Below are 18,379 nucleotides of genomic sequence, written 5' to 3'. Positions count from 1 at the left end.
AACCAGACTGACATTGGTCGCCACGTCTTCCTATCCAATCTTTTCTTAAACATCGCCACCTCTCCAACGCTCTATAAACAACCGAGGAATGTAACAAAACGCAACGTACCCCAATAACGTAATCGCGTAGAAACACAGCAACATGGCTGAGGCAAATATCGAATACATCAAGGTATTCAGTCCAAAAAGGCGAAACCTGCGATTATGCTCGGCCAAATCTACATCGCCGAAGTAGTTAATCGAGACGAATACTGCTAGCAACACTACTATTACAAACAATGCATACACGTACTTTTTGAGTGTCAAGCTCCGGTATTGCTCTGGGTCTATGACTATTTTTGCGTGGGTCAGGTAGACGGCAACCGCTGCGAAGATTGGACCAAAAAGGCTGATATAGCTCGTGCTCAATCGGGAACTGAACGGAAAAAATGAAGACCAAAAACCCACCGTCCCCAAAAGATGCTGGTCTAAAAAATTGTCGATTCGCAGATACATTTCGTTACTAGCGTATGCCGGTAGAAAATTGGCGATCAGGAATATAGGTATCAGGCTAAACGAGATCAGCAGATAAGGAATGGGAATAACTTGAGTAACCTTTTTACTCATTGAGACTACCTTGCCCTTGGTACGAACCGAAAAAGCTTTGGAAAATTGGTGAAGCCCATGATTTCGGTATTAAGCCCGATGCAATGGAGCATCGGGCCATTTTACTGTAACAAACTGTTTTTTATTATTGTTGCGGAAGTGCATTGAGGACAGTGGTGTTGATCTCATCGACCTTTTTCGCGTCGAAATAAGAGCCTGCCAGTGCCATCAATATTGCCACCGTCACTACCCCGACTGCGGATCCGACAAACGCCGGCATGGCCAGCACCATGACGCCCGCAAGTACCGCTCCGGCTCCTATACCAACGGCGATGCTTTCCAGCTCCAGACCGAGGGGTTTCCAATCGCCAGTTTCCATACCAACGATCGTGTGCTCACGAATTGTATTGATCTGGAAAACTTTGCCAACGACGCCAAACGCCTTGCCCAATCGTGCGACATTGTCAGCCAGTGTTGCCTGATCGAGAGCCTTTAGCGCGTTCACTACGGCCTTGGTGTCTTGCGAGTTGAGCTTTGTGTTGGGGTTTATTCGCACCTTCTCAAAGGTTTCCATGGCTTGCGCATAGCTTCGCACTTTCTTGCCTGAAATATTTTCCTGTAGACCCAACGCGACTTTGCTCATGTTTTCGCCGTATCTGATCAGAATGTCTTTATTGACGTCGGATAGAAACATTACTGCAGCGTCATAACTGGCCTTTTCTGCTGCAATGCGAGCGGCTTCCTCAGCCAGCCTTCTTGCTTCTGCCTCCGCTAACAGACGAGCGTCCTCTTCCGCCTGGGCAGTGGCAACAGCCTGCGCTAGGACTACGGATTTTCCCGAAAGAATTCGGATTTTCTCTGCCAGTATTTTTGCCCTGTAAGCAGCTGTAGCGGATGCCTCCCAACTTTTGTAAATGCCGAGACCTGTGCCGGGAATACGGGAGTTCTGGAGTATGTTCGCAAAATCCACCGCACTTTTCCTGACTTCCAACGCCAGGACATTTCTACCGAAAAAGGCGTTGGCTTCAGCGATGCTCTTAGCTAGTTCCGCGTTGTTCTGAATGATCAGACTGTCCACAACGTTTTTTTCTGCTTTGCTCTGTTCCAGCTTGGAAAGTGAGTAGATACCCACTGCCACAGCAATTTCCGAGTCAATGTCCGCCGGTAATTGTGGCAAATAGGCGGTGTAGGATTGCTCGATATTTCGTTGAGCTGTGGCGACAGTAACTATTACGGATATCGTGTAGCGATCACTAACCCTGATACCTTTCTGACTGAAGAACATATCAATTTCGAAACTGCTGACAACTTTGCCGTCCCACGGTAACGGCTTGGCAATTACCCCACTACCGGGGAGGGGGCCCGGAGGCTTGGGCAGTGGCGGCTCAGGAGTTACAACAATAGGTGGGAGGGTGACATTTCCTTGTCGCATGTATTTTTCTCCATGGTGTGTGGAACAGACAGCCCTTCTGAATCGATCCAGATTCAAGATCGTAAACAGGCTATCTTCGGACCGTTTGCCCTTACCGCTAGGAACTTCACGAGCAAGCATTAACTGTAAAAATCACAGCCATATTCTTTTTTAAGCAGCGGCTAAAAGAGCATAGGTAGGGTTATGCCATTGCGTCACAGTTCTTCGTTAGCGGATGTTGCTCATATTCAGAAGTTGCAGGAAAAGGGTCCGCACGATACCCTCCCACCGTCGCTGCCAATTCAGCGACCGGGTGTGGAAACCCGTGTAATTCAAGGCGCAACAGCGCCCCCATCACGTCTGCCGGCGCTTTTTTTATGCCTGCGGCGTGAGTTATGGCGGCTGTGCGTGGGACGTCTTCGGGCGTGCCGGTTTCCTTGATTCCCGGTTTTCCACCCTGCGCACAGCTGTCACCCATTCGTGTGGAAACGAACGTGGCAGCTCCTCATATCAAGGAGTTGGATAATGCGCAGCATCAATCCGTTTGAAATTTGGCTTTTCTCTCTATGCGATTCCCAATCGCGTAACACCCTCCCCCATTGCCTCTCCATCCTCGGAGGTGGCCAATGACTGAACAAACTGAACTCAAAACCATCGGCCTGACACCAGCCATCTATTGCGCGGATCAAGCGCTGTTTCATGTCACTCGCGGGGTTCCTCTTGGTGATGCGTTATCCATGGCCTCCGATTTTCTGTTCCTGGCCAAGACGCTCACTGAAGATGCTGCTTATGCCAGAGACACCGATCGTCACGCTTGGGCTGCGCATTATCTGACTTCGATGAGCAAGGCGTTGGTGGATGATGCGGTGAAGGTGCTGACTCGGGATCGGACTTGTGCGCCGGTATCGAAGCGGGCGGGGGCGACGGCTGAGGGTTAGTGGTTGAGGCCTGTGGGGTGTGGGTGGCTTGTGATGGTGGTAGCTGGTTCAGCATTTGTGTTGGTTGGGCTGGCGCTATCGCGAGCAAGCTCGCTCCCACAGGGATTGCGGTGAGCAGACAGGCATTATTTGGACCGACTGGGTGACTGGGTTGTGATTGCGGTGCATCTTCAGCATTGATGGTGGCTGGGCTGGCGCTATCGCGAGCAGGCTCGCTCCTACAGGGATTGCGGTGAGCTGACTGGCATTGTTTGGCCCCAGAGGGAGAATGGGCTGTGATTGCGGTGCATCATCAGCATTGATGGTGGTTGGGCTGGCGCCATCGCGAGCAAGCTCGCTCCCACAGGGGGGCTTTGTGTGTTGAGTGACATTTGGGATTAGCCTCGAGGTTTTCGGGGCTTTTGATTGCTTGGGTTCGAAGTAAATGCTGGGGAATCGGTTTTGGGATTTCAGGCCTCCAGGTCTATCTGGTGGGCTTGATCGCCACCTTCTCCACAGGCAATCCCCTGTGCATAACTCCAGCAACCTCCCCTCTGGCACGGCGCCTGATGCCGCGTTCTTCTAGACTCAATACAAGGTCGTAGACAGAACCAAACACGTCGCTCTGGTGCGGCCGAATCAAGGGCCGCGTGGCAATCTGGTTTTTATGCCCCTATAGAGGCGCGGCGAAGACCGTGCCGGGCGCAACAAGATGCCCGCTCAGGGTGCCCTGGCCGACGGTCTGTAGATGCCACGATACCGTGACGTGGTGTGAATGCCGCAGCCGACACTTTCGGACAACCGACGACCGCCTGGTTTGTCCGTGACCGTGAGGATTGCTGAATGCCTGATGAGATGTTGCACCTGCCTGTGGTCAACAGTCTGCTGGAGCGCCATAAGGGCACCCCGGGTGCGCTGTTGCCTATTCTTCATGATATTCAGGAGCGCATCGGCTACGTCCCCGATGCCGCCGTCCCCGAGATTGCCCATGCCCTCAACCTGAGCCAGGCCGAGGTTCGTGGGGTGATCAGTTTTTACCATGACTTCCGTACCGCGCCGCCTGCGCGGCATATCCTGCGGCTGTGCCGGGCCGAGTCGTGCCAGAGCCGTGGTGCCGAGCAGCTTGCCGCGCAGTTGCGCGAGCGTCTGCAACTGGACGATCACGGCAGTAGCGCCGATGGCAGCATCAGTTTGCGTCCGGTGTACTGCCTTGGTGCCTGCGCCTGTTCGCCGGCTCTGGAGCTGGATGGCCGGGTGCATGCGCGGCTTAGTGCCGAGCGTCTGGATGCATTGCTCGATGCTTGCCGGGAGGACGCGTGATGCCGACTCTTTATCTGTCCTGTGATTCCCTTGCCCGCGCCGTGGGGGCCGATGAGGTCTCTGTGGCCCTGATCACTCAGGCCCGGGAACGTAATTTGCCGCTGGAATTGCAGCGCACCAGTTCACGCGGCCTGTATTGGCTGGAACCGTTGCTGGAGGTGGACAGTCCGCAAGGTCGGATCGGCTTTGGGCCGCTGACTGCTGACGATGTGCCGTCGGTACTCGATTCGCTGCAAGGTGAACCGTCTGCTCATCCGCTGGCCTTGGGTCTTGTAGAAGAGTTGCCTTATCTCAAGTCTCAACAACGCCTGTTGTTCGCCCGCGCCGGCATCACCCGGCCGCTGTCCCTGGAGGATTACCGGGCCCACGGCGGTTTCGAGGGTTTGACCCAGACCATCGCCATTGGCGGCGAGCAGACCGCGACAGCTGTGTTCGATTCGGGCCTGCGTGGCCGCGGCGGCGCGGCCTTCCCTGCCGGGATCAAATGGCGCACGGTGCGCGGCACTCAGGCTGCGCAAAAGTACATCGTGTGCAACGCCGACGAAGGCGACTCCGGCACCTTTGCCGACCGCATGTTGATGGAAGGTGACCCTTTCCTGCTGATCGAAGGCATGGCGATTGCCGGCATTACCGTCGGCGCCACCTTCGGCTACATCTATGTGCGCTCGGAATATCCGGATGCCGTGGCCACGCTGCGTGCAGCGTTGAACATCGCCCGAGAAGCCGGTTACCTCGGCGCCAATGTCGGCGGCAGCGGCCTGGCCTTCGATATGGAAGTGCGGGTCGGGGCCGGTGCTTATATCTGCGGTGAAGAAACCGCGCTGCTGGACTCCCTCGAAGGCAAACGCGGGATCGTCCGCGCCAAGCCGCCGATTCCGGCCTTGCAGGGGTTGTTCGGCCTACCGACGCTGGTGCACAACGTGCTGACCCTGGCCTCGGTGCCGCTGATACTGGCAAAGGGTGCGCAGTTCTACCGCGACTACGGCATGGGCCGTTCACTTGGCACCATGCCTTTCCAGTTGGCAGGCAATATTCGACACGGCGGCTTGGTGGAACGGGCTTTTGGCCTGACTCTGCGGGAACTGGTGGAAGACTACGGCGGCGGTACCGCCAGTGGCCGACCGCTGAAGGCTGCGCAGGTGGGCGGCCCGCTCGGCGCCTGGGTGCCACCTGCGCAATTCGACACGCCGCTGGATTACGAAGCCTTTATGGCCATCGGCGCGATGCTCGGTCACGGTGGTGTGGTGGTGGCTGACGACACCCTGGACATGGCCCGCATGGCGCGTTTCGCCATGCAGTTCTGCGCCGAGGAATCCTGTGGCAAATGCACGCCGTGTCGTATCGGCTCCACCCGTGGTGTCGAGGTGATCGACCGTCTGCTGGCCGCGCCTGACCAGAGCAGTCGTGATGAGCAGGTGATCATCCTCAAGGACCTGTGCGACACCCTGCAATACGGTTCGCTGTGCGCGTTGGGCGGCATGACGTCTTATCCCGTGGCCAGCGCCCTCAAGCACTTCCCCGCTGACTTCGGTCTGCAAGCCTCGGAGGCCGAACAATGATCACTCTCTTCGACCCGAAAACCGATATCGACCTCGGCACACCAGCTCGCGACAGCCAGGTGCAAGTCACCCTGAACATCGATGGCCGCAGCATCAGCGTGCCCGAAGGCACCTCGGTGATGCGCGCCGCTGCGTTGCTGGGCACCACCATTCCCAAACTCTGCGCCACCGACAGCCTGGAAGCCTTCGGCTCCTGCCGCATGTGCCTGGTAGAGATCGACGGCATGCGCGGTTATCCGGCGTCCTGCACCACGCCGGTCAGCGAAGGCATGAGCGTGCACACCCAGACGCCCAAGCTCGCGACCCTGCGGCGCAATGTCATGGAGCTGTACATCTCCGATCACCCGCTGGACTGCCTGACCTGCTCGGCCAACGGCAACTGCGAGCTGCAAACCGTGGCCGGCCAGGTTGGCCTGCGGGAAGTGCGTTATGGCTATGAAGGCGAGAACCATCTGGAGGACGTGAAAGACACCTCCAACCCCTATTTCGACTACGACCCGAGCAAGTGCATCGTCTGCAACCGCTGCGTGCGCGCCTGCGAAGAAACCCAGGGTACCTTTGCCCTGACCATTACCGGGCGCGGTTTTGAATCCCGGGTCGCCGCCGCTGGTGGCGAGAATTTCCTCGACTCGGAATGCGTGTCCTGCGGCGCCTGTGTGCAGGCCTGCCCCACCGCGACGCTGATGGAAAAAAGCGTGGTCGAACTGGGCCAGCCCGAACGCAGCGTGATCACCACCTGTGCCTATTGCGGTGTGGGCTGCTCGTTCCGCGCCGAGATGAAGGGCGACCAACTGGTACGCATGGTTCCGGACAAGAACGGCCAGGCCAACCACGGCCACTCCTGCGTCAAAGGGCGCTTTGCCTGGGGCTATGCGACCCACCCGGATCGCATCACCAAGCCGATGATCCGCAAACACATCAGCGACCCGTGGCAGGAAGTCAGCTGGGATGAAGCGGTGACCTACGCCGCCAGCGAATTCCGTCGGTTGCAGCAAAAATATGGCCGCGATTCCATTGGTGGCATCACCTCCAGCCGCTGCACCAACGAAGAAACCTATCTGGTGCAAAAACTGGTGCGCGCCGCGTTCGGCAACAACAACGTCGACACCTGTGCGCGGGTCTGCCACTCGCCGACCGGCTATGGCCTGAAACAAACCCTTGGCGAGTCCGCCGGCACCCAGAGTTTCGACTCGGTGATGCAGGCCGACGTGATCCTGGTGATGGGCGCCAACCCCAGCGACGCCCACCCGGTGTTCGCTTCCCAGCTCAAACGCCGCCTGCGTGAAGGCGCTCGGCTGATTGTCATCGATCCGCGTCGCATCGATCTGGTGGATACGGTGCATGCCCGCGCCGAGTATCACTTGGCCTTGCGCCCCGGTACCAACGTCGCCATGCTCAACGCACTGGCCCACGTCATCGTGACTGAAGGACTGCTCAAACAAGACTTTATCGACGCCCGTTGTGAGCCTGGCGATTTCGCCCAGTGGAGCGAGTTCGTCAGCCGTGCGGATAACTCGCCGGAAGTCCTTGGCCCAATCTGCGGTGTACCCGCTGCCGATATCCGTGCCGCCGCCCGCCTGTATGCTACCGGTGGCAATGCGGCGATCTACTACGGTTTGGGCGTCACCGAACACAGTCAGGGCAGTACTTCGGTGATGGGCATCGCCAACCTGGCCATGGCCACTGGCAACATCGGCCGCGAAGGCGTGGGCGTGAACCCGTTGCGTGGGCAGAACAACGTGCAGGGCTCCTGTGACATGGGCTCCTTCCCCCACGAACTACCTGGCTATCGGCATATCTCCAACGAGGTGGTACGAGCGCAGTTCGAACAGGCCTGGAACGTCACCCTGCAACCTGACCCGGGCCTGCGCATCCCCAATATGTTCGAGTCGGCCCTGGCCGGCAGTTTCAAGGGTTTGTATTGCCAGGGCGAAGACATCGCCCAGAGCGATCCGAACACCCAGCACGTCACCGCAGCCCTGTCGGCCATGGAGTGCGTGGTGGTGCAGGACATTTTCCTCAACGAAACCGCCAAGTTCGCCCATGTGTTCCTGCCGGGCTGCTCGTTCCTGGAAAAAGACGGCACCTTCACCAACGCCGAACGACGCATATCCCGGGTGCGCAAGGTCATGGACCCGCTGGGCGGCAAGGCCGACTGGGAAGGCACGGTGGCCCTGGCCAATGCCTTGGGCTACCCGATGAACTACAAACATCCATCAGAAATCATGGATGAAATCGCCAGCCTGACGCCGACCTTCACCAACGTCAGCTACACCGAACTGGAGCGCCACGGCAGCCTGCAATGGCCGTGCAACGCCGAGGCACCGGACGGCACGCCGACCATGCACATCGAAGAATTCGTGCGTGGCAAGGGGCGCTTCATGCTCACCGGCTACGTGCCTACCGAGGAAAAGGTCAACAGTCGCTACCCGCTGCTGCTGACCACCGGGCGCATCCTCAGCCAGTACAACGTCGGCGCCCAGACCCGACGTACCGACAACGTCGCCTGGCATGACGAAGACCGCCTGGAAATCCACCCTACCGACGCCGAGAGTCGTGGCATCAACGAAGGTGACTGGGTCGGCATCGGCAGCCGCGCCGGGCAGACCGTGCTGCGGGCGCGGATCACCGAACGGGTCGCCCCGGGCGTGGTGTACACCACCTTCCACTTCCCGGAATCGGGCGCCAACGTGATCACCACCGACAACTCCGACTGGGCCACCAACTGTCCGGAGTACAAGGTCACCGCCGTGGAAGTCAGCCGCGTGTACCACCCTTCGGAGTGGCAGAAGCGCTTCCAGGAGTTCAGCGAGGAACAGCAGCGTTTGCTTGACGCTCGTCGCAAGGAACGCGGGACCAAAGCCGAGGTACGCCGATGAGCACGGACAACCTGATCAAGATGGCCAACCAGATCGCCCAGTACTTTGCCAGCCAGCCGGACCAGCAACAGGCGGTGCTCAGCGTGCGCAATCATATGCAGATGTACTGGGCGCCCAGCATGCGCAAGGAGTTGCTGGCCTGGCAGACGGAGCATCAGGGGGCGGACTTGCACCCGCTGGTGCAGGCGGCGGTGACTGGGGCGGGCTGGGAGGCTTAGTCTGGAGGATCCCGATTGAATAACTGTGGGAGCGGGCTTGCTCGCGAAGGCGTCAGTTCTGGCGACATCGATGTTGAATGTACTGGCCTCTTCGCGAGCAAGCCCGCTCCCACAGGGGGTTGTGTGTTGGCTTCACACGGTTGACCTCCCCTACTCTTCCTTCTGCCGTGACGCCGTCACGGTCACTTCAATCGCCCGGACACTGATCGCCGCGAATGTCGCGGTCATCAGTACGCCGTTGAAACCCAGCAGGATCGCCAGCACCCGTGAAATACCCAGTTTTGGCACCAGCTCTCCATAGCCGATGGTCAGGCCCGTCACGAAGGCAAAGTAGACACCGTCATCAGGGCTCCACCCTTCCAACTGGGCGATGATGAGGCCGATTGCGATGATCACTAAAAGCAGTACCGAGAAGATCGGCCACACCACTTTGAAATAGAACCAGACGGCTTTGTAGAACTCTTTGCGGACGTTTGATGCACGGGCGAGGTTCATGTCGTGGGCTTCCTGGGGTCTGACTGGCCGGCATTTGAATGCGCGGCGGTTCAATACCCCGTTCAGCTTGGCACAAGCGCTGAAAACCGCGACCGACGGGGCGTTATCTTTGCCGGGGACTATGACAAAGATGACGCCGACCGGGCTATCCAGAAACCGCCTGCTGCTGGACTCGTTGTAGGAGCGAGCTTGCTCGCGATGGTCGTTAACGATTACGCGTGTTTACTGGTTAAACGCGGCGCCCTCAAGTCCATCGCGAGCAAGCTCGCTCCTACAATTAAGTTGCGACCATCGGCGACGGTGGCAGGTTTATCCCTCAGTTCGCTTCAGTTTCCCGAATCAGCTTCTTGTTGATCTTGCCGACGCTGGTCTTGGGGATTTCGGTCACGAACTTGAACTGCTTCGGAATCGCCCATTTGTTGATGCGCCCGCCGTCGACGAAGGCTTGCAAATGAACCTCCAGGATCTTGCGGTCAAGGTATTGCCCCGGCTCACACACGACCATGGCCATCGGGCGTTCGCCCCATTGTTCGTCGGCAATGCCCACGACGGCGACGGACATCACGCCCGGGTGTTCGCTGATCAGGCTCTCCAGTTCCAGTGAGCTGATCCACTCGCCGCCGGTCTTGATCACGTCCTTGATGCGGTCCTTGATTTCCACGCCGCCCAGCGGGTCGATCGAGGCCATGTCGCCGGTGTGCAGCCAGCCGTTGTGCCACAGCTCCGCGCCTTTGTCCGGGGCTTTCAGATAGCCCTGGGTCAGCCACGGCGCGCGCACCACGATCTCGCCCAGGGACTCGCCGTCATGGGCCACGTCGTTGCCGTCGGCGTCGATGATCTTCAGATCGACCATGGGCACCGGCGTGCCGGTCTTGATGCGGATCGGCAGTTGCGCTTCGGCAGATAGCTGCAGGTCTTCATCGCGCAAGTACGTCAGGCACAGCAACGGGCAGGTCTCGGACATGCCGTAGCCGGCGTGCACCACCATGCCTTTGGCATTGGCTTCGCTGGCCACGCCCAGGGTCAGCGCGCTGCCGCCCAAGAGCATTTTCCAGCCGTCGAAACGGGTCGCCTTGCCTTCTTCACAGTTGAGGATCATCTGCAAAATGGTCGGCACGCAGTGGGAGAAGGTCACCTTCTCTTCGCGGTACAGCTTGACCAGGCTGTTGGGTTCGTAGCGGCCGGGGTAGACCTGCTTGATGCCCATCAGGGTCGCGACATACGGCACGCCCCAGGCATGCACATGGAACATCGGCGTGATCGGCATGTACACATCGTCGGAGCGCAGCAGCGGCTGGCCCTGATAGACGCCCAGGGTGCCGACGGCATTCAGGGTGTGCAGCACCAGTTGCCGGTGGCTGAAGTACACGCCTTTCGGGTCGCCGGTGGTGCCGGTGGTGTAGAACAGCGTGGCGACCGAGTTCTCGTCGAAATCGGGGAAGTCGTACTGCTCCGGGGCCAGGGACAGCAGGTGCTCGTACTCGCCCAGCACCGGCAGCGAGGTCGTGGTCGCCTCGTCATCGGTGAGTTGCAGGTAGCCTTTAACGGTTTCCAGCCGACCGTGGATCTGCTCGACCAGAGGCAGGAAATCATCATGCACCAGCACCAGGTCATCCTCGGCGTGGTTCATGGTGAACAGCACCTGCTCCGGCGACAGGCGAATGTTCACCGTGTGCAGCACCGCGCCGATCATCGGCACGGCGAAGAAGCATTCCAGGTAGCGGTGGCTGTCCCAATCGAGCAGGGCCACGGTGTCACCGGCCTTGACCCCGGCCGCCGTCAGCGCATTGGCCAGGCGGCGGATGCGCTTGTTGAGGGTCTCGTAGCTGTAGCGCAGCTTGTCGGCGTAGACGATTTCCCGGCCCGGCTGGTAGCGCACGCCGGACAGCAGCAATTGCTTGATCAGCAAGGGATAGGCATAGGCGCCGTCGGCGGGCGGAATTATTTTTGTCGCCATCATGTTTAAGGTTCCTTGTTCTTTCGATCAGAACTGATCGGCTTGCAGCTCGTAGAGGCAGTCGCTGCCGGCCTTGGCCGATGCGCTCAACGAGTGGATACGCGGCAACAACCGGGCGAAGTAGAAACGCGCGGTGGCCAGTTTGCTGGTGTAGAAATCGTCTTCGGCATCGCCGCTCATCACGGCCTTGGCCATGCGTGCCCACATGTAGGCGTACGCGGTGTAGCCGAACACGTGCAGGTACTCGACCGAGGCCGCGCCGATTTCATTCGGGTTGTTTTGTGCCCGGTCCAGCAGCCACGCGGTCAGGTCGTCGAGGGTGTCGACGGCAGCGTTCAGCGGTTGGGTGAACTCGGCAAGATCAGCGCCAGCGTTGGCGGTGAAGTCGCGGATTTCCGAAGCGAACAGACGGTAGAGCGCCCCGCCGCTGCCGACGATCTTGCGCCCGGCCAGGTCCAGGGACTGGATGCCGTTGGTGCCTTCGTAGATCTGGGTGATGCGCACGTCGCGCACCAGTTGCTCCTGGCCCCATTCGCGGATGTAGCCGTGACCGCCGAAGACCTGCTGGCCATGAATGGTGGTCTCCAGGCCCATGTCGGTGAGGAAGGCCTTGGCCACCGGGGTCAGCAGCGAGACCAGGTCCTGCGCGCGCTGGCGGGTCGGGGCGTCGTCGCTGTACTTGGCGATGTCCAGTTGCAGGGCCACGTAGCTGGAGAACGCACGGCCGCCTTCGTTCAAGGCTTTCATGGTCAGCAGCATGCGGCGCACGTCCGGGTGCACGATGATCGGGTCGGCGGCCTTGTCCTTGAATTGCGTGCCGGTCGGTGCACGGCTTTGCAGGCGGTCACGGGCGTAGGCAACGGCGTTCTGGTACGAACGCTCGCCCTGCGCCAGGCCCTGGATGCCCACGCCCAGACGCTCGTAGTTCATCATGGTGAACATCGCCGCCAGGCCTTTGTTCGGTGCGTCGACGATCCAGCCGGTGGCGCCGTCGAAGTTCATCACGCAAGTGGCGGAGGCCTTGATGCCCATCTTGTGTTCGATGGAGCCGCAGGACAGCGCGTTGTTTTCACCCAGCGAACCGTCGGCGTTGACCAGCACTTTCGGCACCAGGAACAGCGAGATGCCTTTCGGCCCGGCCGGTGCATCGGGCAAGCGCGCCAGCACCAGATGGATGATGTTCTCGGTCAGGTCGTGCTCGCCACCGGTGATGAAAATCTTGCTGCCGCTGATGGTGTAGCTGCCATCGGCCTGGGGTTCGGCCTTGGTGCGGATCAGGCCCAGGTCGGTACCGGAATGGGCTTCGGTCAGGCACATCGAACCGGTCCAGGTGCCGGCGTACATGTTCGGCAAGTAAGCCGCTTTCAGTTCTTCGCTGGCGTGGGCCTTGATCGACAGGCAGGCGCCGGCGGTCAGCATCGGGTACAGGCCGAACGACAGGCTGGCCGCGTTGACCATCTCTTCGACCTGCGCCGAAATGGCCTTGGGCATGCCCATGCCGCCGTACTGCGGATCACCGCCGACACCCACCCAACCGCCTTCGGCGAAGGCTTGATAGGCCTGGGCAAAACCGTCCGGGGCGGTGACCGCGCCGTCGTTCCAGGTGCAGCCCTGTTCGTCACTGGCGCGGTTCAGTGGCGCGATCACTTCGCCGCTGATCTTGCCGGCCTCTTCGAGGATGGCGGCGGCGGTCTCTTCATCGATCACCTCGGCCAGGCCGGGCAATTGTGCCCAGAGCCGGGACACCTGGAAAACCTCGTTGAGGACGAAGCGCATGTCGCGCAGGGGAGCTTTGTAATCAGACATCTTGGCTTACTCGGAAGTGGTCACGGCATGCGGCATGCCGGGACGTTCAGTGGATTCAGCGGTTTCGGTTGCCGCGACAGCACCGGGCTGAGGAGCCCGTTCGCGCAGCAGGAAGTAGGACAGGGCCGGAATCAGGATCAACGCACCGAGCATGTTCCACAGGAACATGAAGGTCAGCAGGATGCCCATGTCGGCCTGGAACTTGATCGGCGACCAGACCCAGCACACCACGCCGGCGGCGAGGGTGATGCCCACCAGCCCGACCACGCGGCCGGTGAAGGACACGGCGTTGCGGTAGGCCTCGGACAGCGGCAAGCCCTGGCGCTGGAAGTGCAACTGCACGCTGAGCAGGTACAAGGCGTAGTCCACGCCGATGCCCACCCCGAGGGCGATCACCGGCAGGGTCGCGACTTTCACGCCGATGCCCATGGCCACCATCAAGGCTTCGCAGAGGATCGAGGTCAGCACCAGCGGCAACAGGGCCACCAGCGTGGCGCGCCAGCTGCGGAAGGTGATCAGGCAGAACAGCGTCACCGCCGCGTAGACGTACAGCAGCATGGTGCGGTTGGCTTCGCGGACCACGATGTTGGTCGCGGCTTCAATACCGGCGGTGCCGGCGGCGAGCAGGAACTGGCGATCCGCGGTGCTGTTTTCCTTGGCGAACTGGTCGGCAATCGCCACCACCGCGTCCAGGGTCTCGGCCTTGTGATCCTTGAGGAAGGTGATCACCGGCATCAGCGAGCAGTCGGTGTTGAACAGCTCCGGCGAGTTGACCGAGGCTTGCTGGGCGGCGTAGTTGAGCACGTCCTGGTTGCGCTGGATGCTGTTGAGCTTGGGGTTGCCTTCGTAGGTGCCGGCGGTGATCTGGCGTACCGCGTTGACCAAGGACGCGGTCGCCTGCACGCCCGGATACTGTTGCAGCTCCCAGGCCAGGCGATCGGCGAGCACCAAAGTCTTGTAGTTCAGGCAGCCTTCCGGCGCGGTCTTGATCATCACCGCGAACAGGTCGCTGGACAGCGCGTAATGCTGGGTGATGTAGGCGTTGTCGCGGTTGTAGCGCGAGTCGGCGCGCAACTCCGGCGCCCCGCTGTCGAGGTCGCCGATCTTCAGGTTCAGGCTGACCATGAAACCGCCGATGCCCATCAACACCGCAACCAGCACGGCGCCCGTGGCCCATTTGGCGGTGGTGAAGCGATCGAGCGCGTCCCACAGTTTGCCAAAGCCTTTGTGCTTCTCGGCGCGGTTGTCGATGTTCAGCGCACGCTCGGCGGCTTTCGCCCCGACACCGACATAGGACAGGGCCACCGGCATCAACAACAGCGAGGTGAAGATCAGCACCGCGACGCCGATGCTGGCGGTGATCGCCAGGTCCTGGATCACCGGGATGTCGATCAGCATCAACACGGCGAAGCCCACGGCATCGGCCAGCAACGCGGTGACGCCGGCGATGAACAGACGGCGGAAGGTGTAGCGCGCAGCGATCAGTTTATGGGTGCCACGGGCGATGTCCTGCATGATGCCGTTCATCTTCTGCGCGGCGTGGGACACGCCGATGGCGAAGATCAAAAACGGCACCAGCACCGAGTACGGATCGATGGCGTAGCCGAGCCAGGCGACAATGCCCAGTTGCCAGACCACCGCGATCAGCGAGCAGCCGACCACCAGCAGGGTGCTGCGCACGCAACGAGTGTAGGCGTAGATGATGATCAGCGAGGTGACCACGGCCAGGCCGAAGAACATCATCACCTGGATCAGGCCGTCGATCAGGTCGCCCATGAGTTTGGCGAAGCCGATCACCCGCACCTTGTACTGGCCGGTGCCTTCGACCCCGGATTGACGCGCCGCGCTGTCGCCGGCGTATTCGATCTTGTCGCGCAACTGCTCTTCGAGCATCTGCGAGAAGGCGTGGTAGTTGATGCGCTGGCCACCGGCGGCGGCTTTGTCCATCAGCGGCACGATCAGCATGGTCGACTTGAAATCGCTGGCCACCAGGCTGCCCACCAAGCCAGCGCGGGAGATGTTCTGGCGCAACTGTTCAATGTCGGAAGGCGAGCCCTGATAACTGTCGGGCATCACCGGGCCACCCTGGAAACCGTCCTCGGTGACTTCGGTCCAGCGCACCGCCGGGCTCCACAGCGACTTCATCCACGCGCGGTCGACGCCTTCGGTGAGGAACAACTGGTCGTTGACCTGCTTGAGCACGTCGAGGTATTGCGGATCGAAAATATCGCCCTGGGTGTTCTCGACCACCACCCGCACCGAGTTGCCCAGACCGCGCAGCGAGTGGCGGTTTTCCAGGAAGTTCTGGATGTACGGCTGGCTCTGCGGAATCATTTTTTCGAAGCTGGGGCGCAACTCCAGGCGAGTCAGCGCCATGAAGCCCAGCACCACGGTGGCGAGCGCCATCAGCAGCATGAACAGCGGGCGGTAATTGAATACCAGCCGTTCGAGGAGGTTGCCGGAGCGCTGGTCGAAATCGCGCAGTTCGCGGATCACCGGCATGGCGTCTTGTTTGATATTGCCCATGTCTGGGTTCTCGCTCTTAGGGTTCGAGGGCTGGATCGGCGGACAGCGTCCGGGCGCCACGGCTGCCCGCTACCACCAACGCGCCAGCGGCGGACTGGGTGGCACCGGCGACCGGCGTCGGTGCCGGTTGCTGCTTCAGACGCAACTGCACGCCCGTCCCTTGGCTGACCAGCATCTGCCCGCCCTGGGTGAACAAGCGATAATTGCCACGGGCGTCGATCAGGCCGGCGGTGATGCTGACGTGCAGGCCGCTGTCCAGTGCGGTCCAGCGCTGGCCGCCGTCGGTGCTGCGCAACACGTTGCCGCGCAGGCCGTAGATCAGCACTTCGCCGGGCTTGCCGAGCACGCCGAAGAAGCTGCCTTGATAAGGCGTCGGCACGGCGGCGAAGCGTTGGGTGCTGTCGTCCCATTTGAGCAGCAGGCCTTGCTCGCCGGCGATGTACAGACTGTCGCCGGTGGAGGCGATGGCGTTGAGGTGGAAACCCTGGGGGTTGTCGGTGCGGTCCTGGAATGGCGTCCAGGTCAGGCCACCGTCGTCGGTGCGCAGGATCAGGTTGAATACCCCGACCACATAGCCGGTCTTGTCGTTGGCGAACCAGACGTCGAGCAGCGGTTTGTCCGCGCCCTGCTCGGCCAGGCGCTGGCCCTCGGCGACCAGCAGCGGCCATTGCTCATTGCCCGGTTCGGCGCTGGCCAGCGCCGTGTAATGCTTGACCAGCAAGGCGCCGATCTGACGACCGTCGAGCTGCTTGTGCCAAGTCGCGCCGGCGTCGCTGCTGTGCAGCACCACGCCGTCATTACCCACCGCCCAGCCTTGGGTGGTGGTCGGAAAACTCACCGCGGTGAGGTCGGCACTGGCCGGTACGGCGGCCTGTTGCCAGTGGTTTCCCGAATCATCGGAAAACAGAATATGGCCACGCTGGCCGACGGTAATCACCCGCCCACCGGCGCGGGTCATGCCGGACAACGGGCTGTTGATGGCCAAGGCACTGACCCTGGCGGGCAGGTCCAGCACATCGACGTAATCGGCCGCCTGGGTGATGCCCTGCGACAGGCAAAGCACAACGCCAAACGCCAGCTGCAACATATTATTTTTATACGAACACATACTGCGTCCTCTTCGGAAAACCGCGTCGGGGCACACATCCGTGTGCCTGACGGTAAAACCTCACGCCGTGCAGATCATGCTGCTTGTAGGAGCGAGCTTGCTCGCGATGGGCGTTAACGATGACGCGGGGAGTCTGGTTCCCCGCGGTGTCCTTGAGTCCATCGCGAGCGAGCTCGCTCCTACAGTGCCGGTGGATCGTGCGAGCGCGTTTTTGCAGTTGGCTTAGCGAATACCGGCGCCGGCCAGGGATTCCGAAGACCACTGGGCCTTGGAGAGCGGCTCGATGTACTTGATGCCGCCGTAAGGGCCGACTACACCGTTGATGTTGTAGGAACCGCCGACCAGGTCATAGATCATGAACGGCGTGGAGTCCGGAACCTGCTTGTCATAGCTCTGGCTCAGGAAGGCGAAGGAACCGCGATAGAGCTGACCACGGGCGTCATATTGATCCGAGGCCAAAGCGGTCCAGCTGTCTTCGTCGAGGTAGAAGCGGCGCTTCTGGTAGATGTGACGAGCACCGGCCTTGAGGTTGCCTTCAACGACCCAGACGCGGTGTTTTTCCCAACGCACGAAGTCCGGTGACAGGTGATTGGCAGTGGTCAGCGACTTAGGATCCTGCACGTAGGTCAGCTTGTAGGTGTTGTAAGGCACGATCATTTCCTGCTTGCCGACCAGTTTCCAGTCGTAGCGATCCAGCGCACCGTTGAACACGAACACGTCATCGTAGGTGCCCGCGCCAGCGGTACCCGGGTTAGGCGTGTCGTAGGCCAGGCTCGGCGCCAGTTTCACCCGACGCTGCCCCGGCAAGTACTGCCAGGCGCGACGCGGTTGCTGCAACGGGTTGGCGGCGTCCTTGAGCATGATCGCCTCGCCAGCCCGGCGCGCAGGCCCGGTGTATGCCAGCTTCATCTGGTAGTACACGTCGGCGCTGCTGATCGGCTGCGAGAGGTTTTCGTAGATCGGGTAGGAGATGTTCGCTTGCCCGGTGGTCGCCAGGCTTGGCACACCGGCGGAGTCGACGTTCCAGGAGTCGTACTTGGAGCTGATGCTGACGCCTTGGTAGCGCAACAGGAAGTTCCACATCGCTTCGTTGCCCGACTGCGGAATCGGGAACGGAATGCCCGGCAGCACGTTGTCGATGGCCAGGCCACCTTCCAGGGACTTGGCGCCGCTGGCGTTCTTCACGCCGTTGTCCAGGATCGCTTGAGGCAGCGAAACGGTGCGGTGCGTCGGGAACACGTCGACACGGAACGTCGGGAAACGCTTGGCCAGTTCTACCGTGGTCGCTGTGAGCATGCCCTTGTATTGATCGACGTTCTTGCCGTCGATCACCATCAGCGGTTTTTCGCTGGCAAACGGATCCGGACGCATGCTGTCGCCGGCTTTGAAGCTGGCCGGTGCGGTGGTCAGGCCACCGTTGTAGGCAGGAATGGAACCATCAGCGTTCCCGGCTTTTTCAGCCCCTACCAGGGTCAGGCTGGCGCCGAGCTTGGCAGCTTCCTGAGTTGAAACAGCAGCCTGTGCCTGAGCGGCGAAGACCATGGCCAGCGAAGCGGCCAACACGGTTTTTACAAATTTCATCTTGTTATTCTCCTGCT

Annotated in this window: 13 protein-coding genes; 5 read left to right on the top strand and 8 right to left on the bottom strand. The window is 60.5% G+C overall.

Going from position 1 to position 18,379, the window contains the following annotated elements; genetic code table 11:
* Nucleotides 1–45: 45 nt before the first annotated feature.
* Together AC3IT6_RS04750 and AC3IT6_RS04745 are read right to left on the bottom strand one after the other, a co-directional pair.
* Entirely contained in the window at nt 46–606 is a 561-nt protein-coding gene (locus tag AC3IT6_RS04750; RefSeq protein ID WP_489354462.1) for a hypothetical protein, read from the bottom strand.
* 124 nt (nt 607–730) lie between these two features.
* Nucleotides 731–2,017, bottom strand: a complete 1,287-nt coding sequence (locus tag AC3IT6_RS04745) for a colicin-like pore-forming protein (RefSeq protein WP_489354461.1) — start codon at nt 2,015–2,017, stop codon at nt 731–733.
* Between the two features lie 605 nt (nt 2,018–2,622).
* On the opposite strand from AC3IT6_RS04745, the gene AC3IT6_RS04740 reads away from it, so the two are divergent.
* The 5 genes from AC3IT6_RS04740 to AC3IT6_RS04720 all read left to right on the top strand — a co-directional run bounded on the left by AC3IT6_RS04740 (nt 2,623) and on the right by AC3IT6_RS04720 (nt 8,889).
* On the top strand, nt 2,623–2,934 hold the full coding sequence (locus AC3IT6_RS04740) for a DUF3077 domain-containing protein (protein ID WP_489354460.1): 312 nt from the start codon (nt 2,623–2,625) through the stop codon (nt 2,932–2,934).
* Between the two features lie 822 nt (nt 2,935–3,756).
* Entirely contained in the window at nt 3,757–4,233 is a 477-nt protein-coding gene (locus AC3IT6_RS04735; RefSeq protein ID WP_103394280.1) for a formate dehydrogenase subunit gamma, read from the top strand.
* Nucleotides 4,233–5,792, top strand: a complete 1,560-nt coding sequence (locus AC3IT6_RS04730) for a formate dehydrogenase beta subunit (protein ID WP_489354459.1) — start codon at nt 4,233–4,235, stop codon at nt 5,790–5,792. Before AC3IT6_RS04735 ends, AC3IT6_RS04730 begins: the two co-directional genes overlap by 1 nt.
* Nucleotides 5,789–8,671 (top strand): formate dehydrogenase subunit alpha, encoded by a 2,883-nt coding sequence (gene fdhF / locus AC3IT6_RS04725; protein ID WP_489354458.1) that lies wholly within the window; start codon nt 5,789–5,791, stop codon nt 8,669–8,671. The genes AC3IT6_RS04730 and fdhF overlap by 4 nt, the downstream gene beginning before the upstream one ends.
* Nucleotides 8,668–8,889: a formate dehydrogenase subunit delta gene (locus AC3IT6_RS04720; RefSeq protein WP_046040259.1), complete on the top strand. Its 222-nt coding sequence runs from the start codon at nt 8,668–8,670 to the stop codon at nt 8,887–8,889. Before fdhF ends, AC3IT6_RS04720 begins: the two co-directional genes overlap by 4 nt.
* A gap of 150 nt (nt 8,890–9,039) precedes the next feature.
* Here AC3IT6_RS04720 and AC3IT6_RS04715 read toward each other — a convergent pair whose 3' ends face one another.
* From AC3IT6_RS04715 to AC3IT6_RS04690, 6 genes are all read right to left on the bottom strand, one after another.
* Complete coding sequence (locus tag AC3IT6_RS04715; RefSeq protein WP_489354457.1) at nt 9,040–9,384, bottom strand: potassium channel family protein; 345 nt, start codon at nt 9,382–9,384, stop codon at nt 9,040–9,042.
* Nucleotides 9,385–9,700: 316 nt separating this feature from the next.
* Nucleotides 9,701–11,344 carry a fatty acid--CoA ligase gene (locus AC3IT6_RS04710; RefSeq protein ID WP_489354456.1) on the bottom strand — a complete coding sequence of 548 codons (1,644 nt, stop codon included), beginning with the start codon at nt 11,342–11,344 and terminating at the stop codon, nt 9,701–9,703.
* A gap of 24 nt (nt 11,345–11,368) precedes the next feature.
* Nucleotides 11,369–13,147: an acyl-CoA dehydrogenase C-terminal domain-containing protein gene (locus AC3IT6_RS04705; RefSeq protein ID WP_489354455.1), complete on the bottom strand. Its 1,779-nt coding sequence runs from the start codon at nt 13,145–13,147 to the stop codon at nt 11,369–11,371.
* Between the two features lie 6 nt (nt 13,148–13,153).
* Nucleotides 13,154–15,673, bottom strand: a complete 2,520-nt coding sequence (locus AC3IT6_RS04700) for an efflux RND transporter permease subunit (RefSeq protein ID WP_489354454.1) — start codon at nt 15,671–15,673, stop codon at nt 13,154–13,156.
* Between the two features lie 16 nt (nt 15,674–15,689).
* Nucleotides 15,690–16,781 (bottom strand): WD40/YVTN/BNR-like repeat-containing protein, encoded by a 1,092-nt coding sequence (locus AC3IT6_RS04695; protein ID WP_489354453.1) that lies wholly within the window; start codon nt 16,779–16,781, stop codon nt 15,690–15,692.
* Between the two features lie 222 nt (nt 16,782–17,003).
* Nucleotides 17,004–18,362 carry a DUF1329 domain-containing protein gene (locus AC3IT6_RS04690; RefSeq protein ID WP_489354452.1) on the bottom strand — a complete coding sequence of 453 codons (1,359 nt, stop codon included), beginning with the start codon at nt 18,360–18,362 and terminating at the stop codon, nt 17,004–17,006.
* Nucleotides 18,363–18,379 lie beyond the last annotated feature (17 nt).

This window comes from Pseudomonas sp. KH_017 (assembly GCF_057840285.1).
This window is presented reverse-complemented; position numbering and strand designations above follow the sequence as displayed.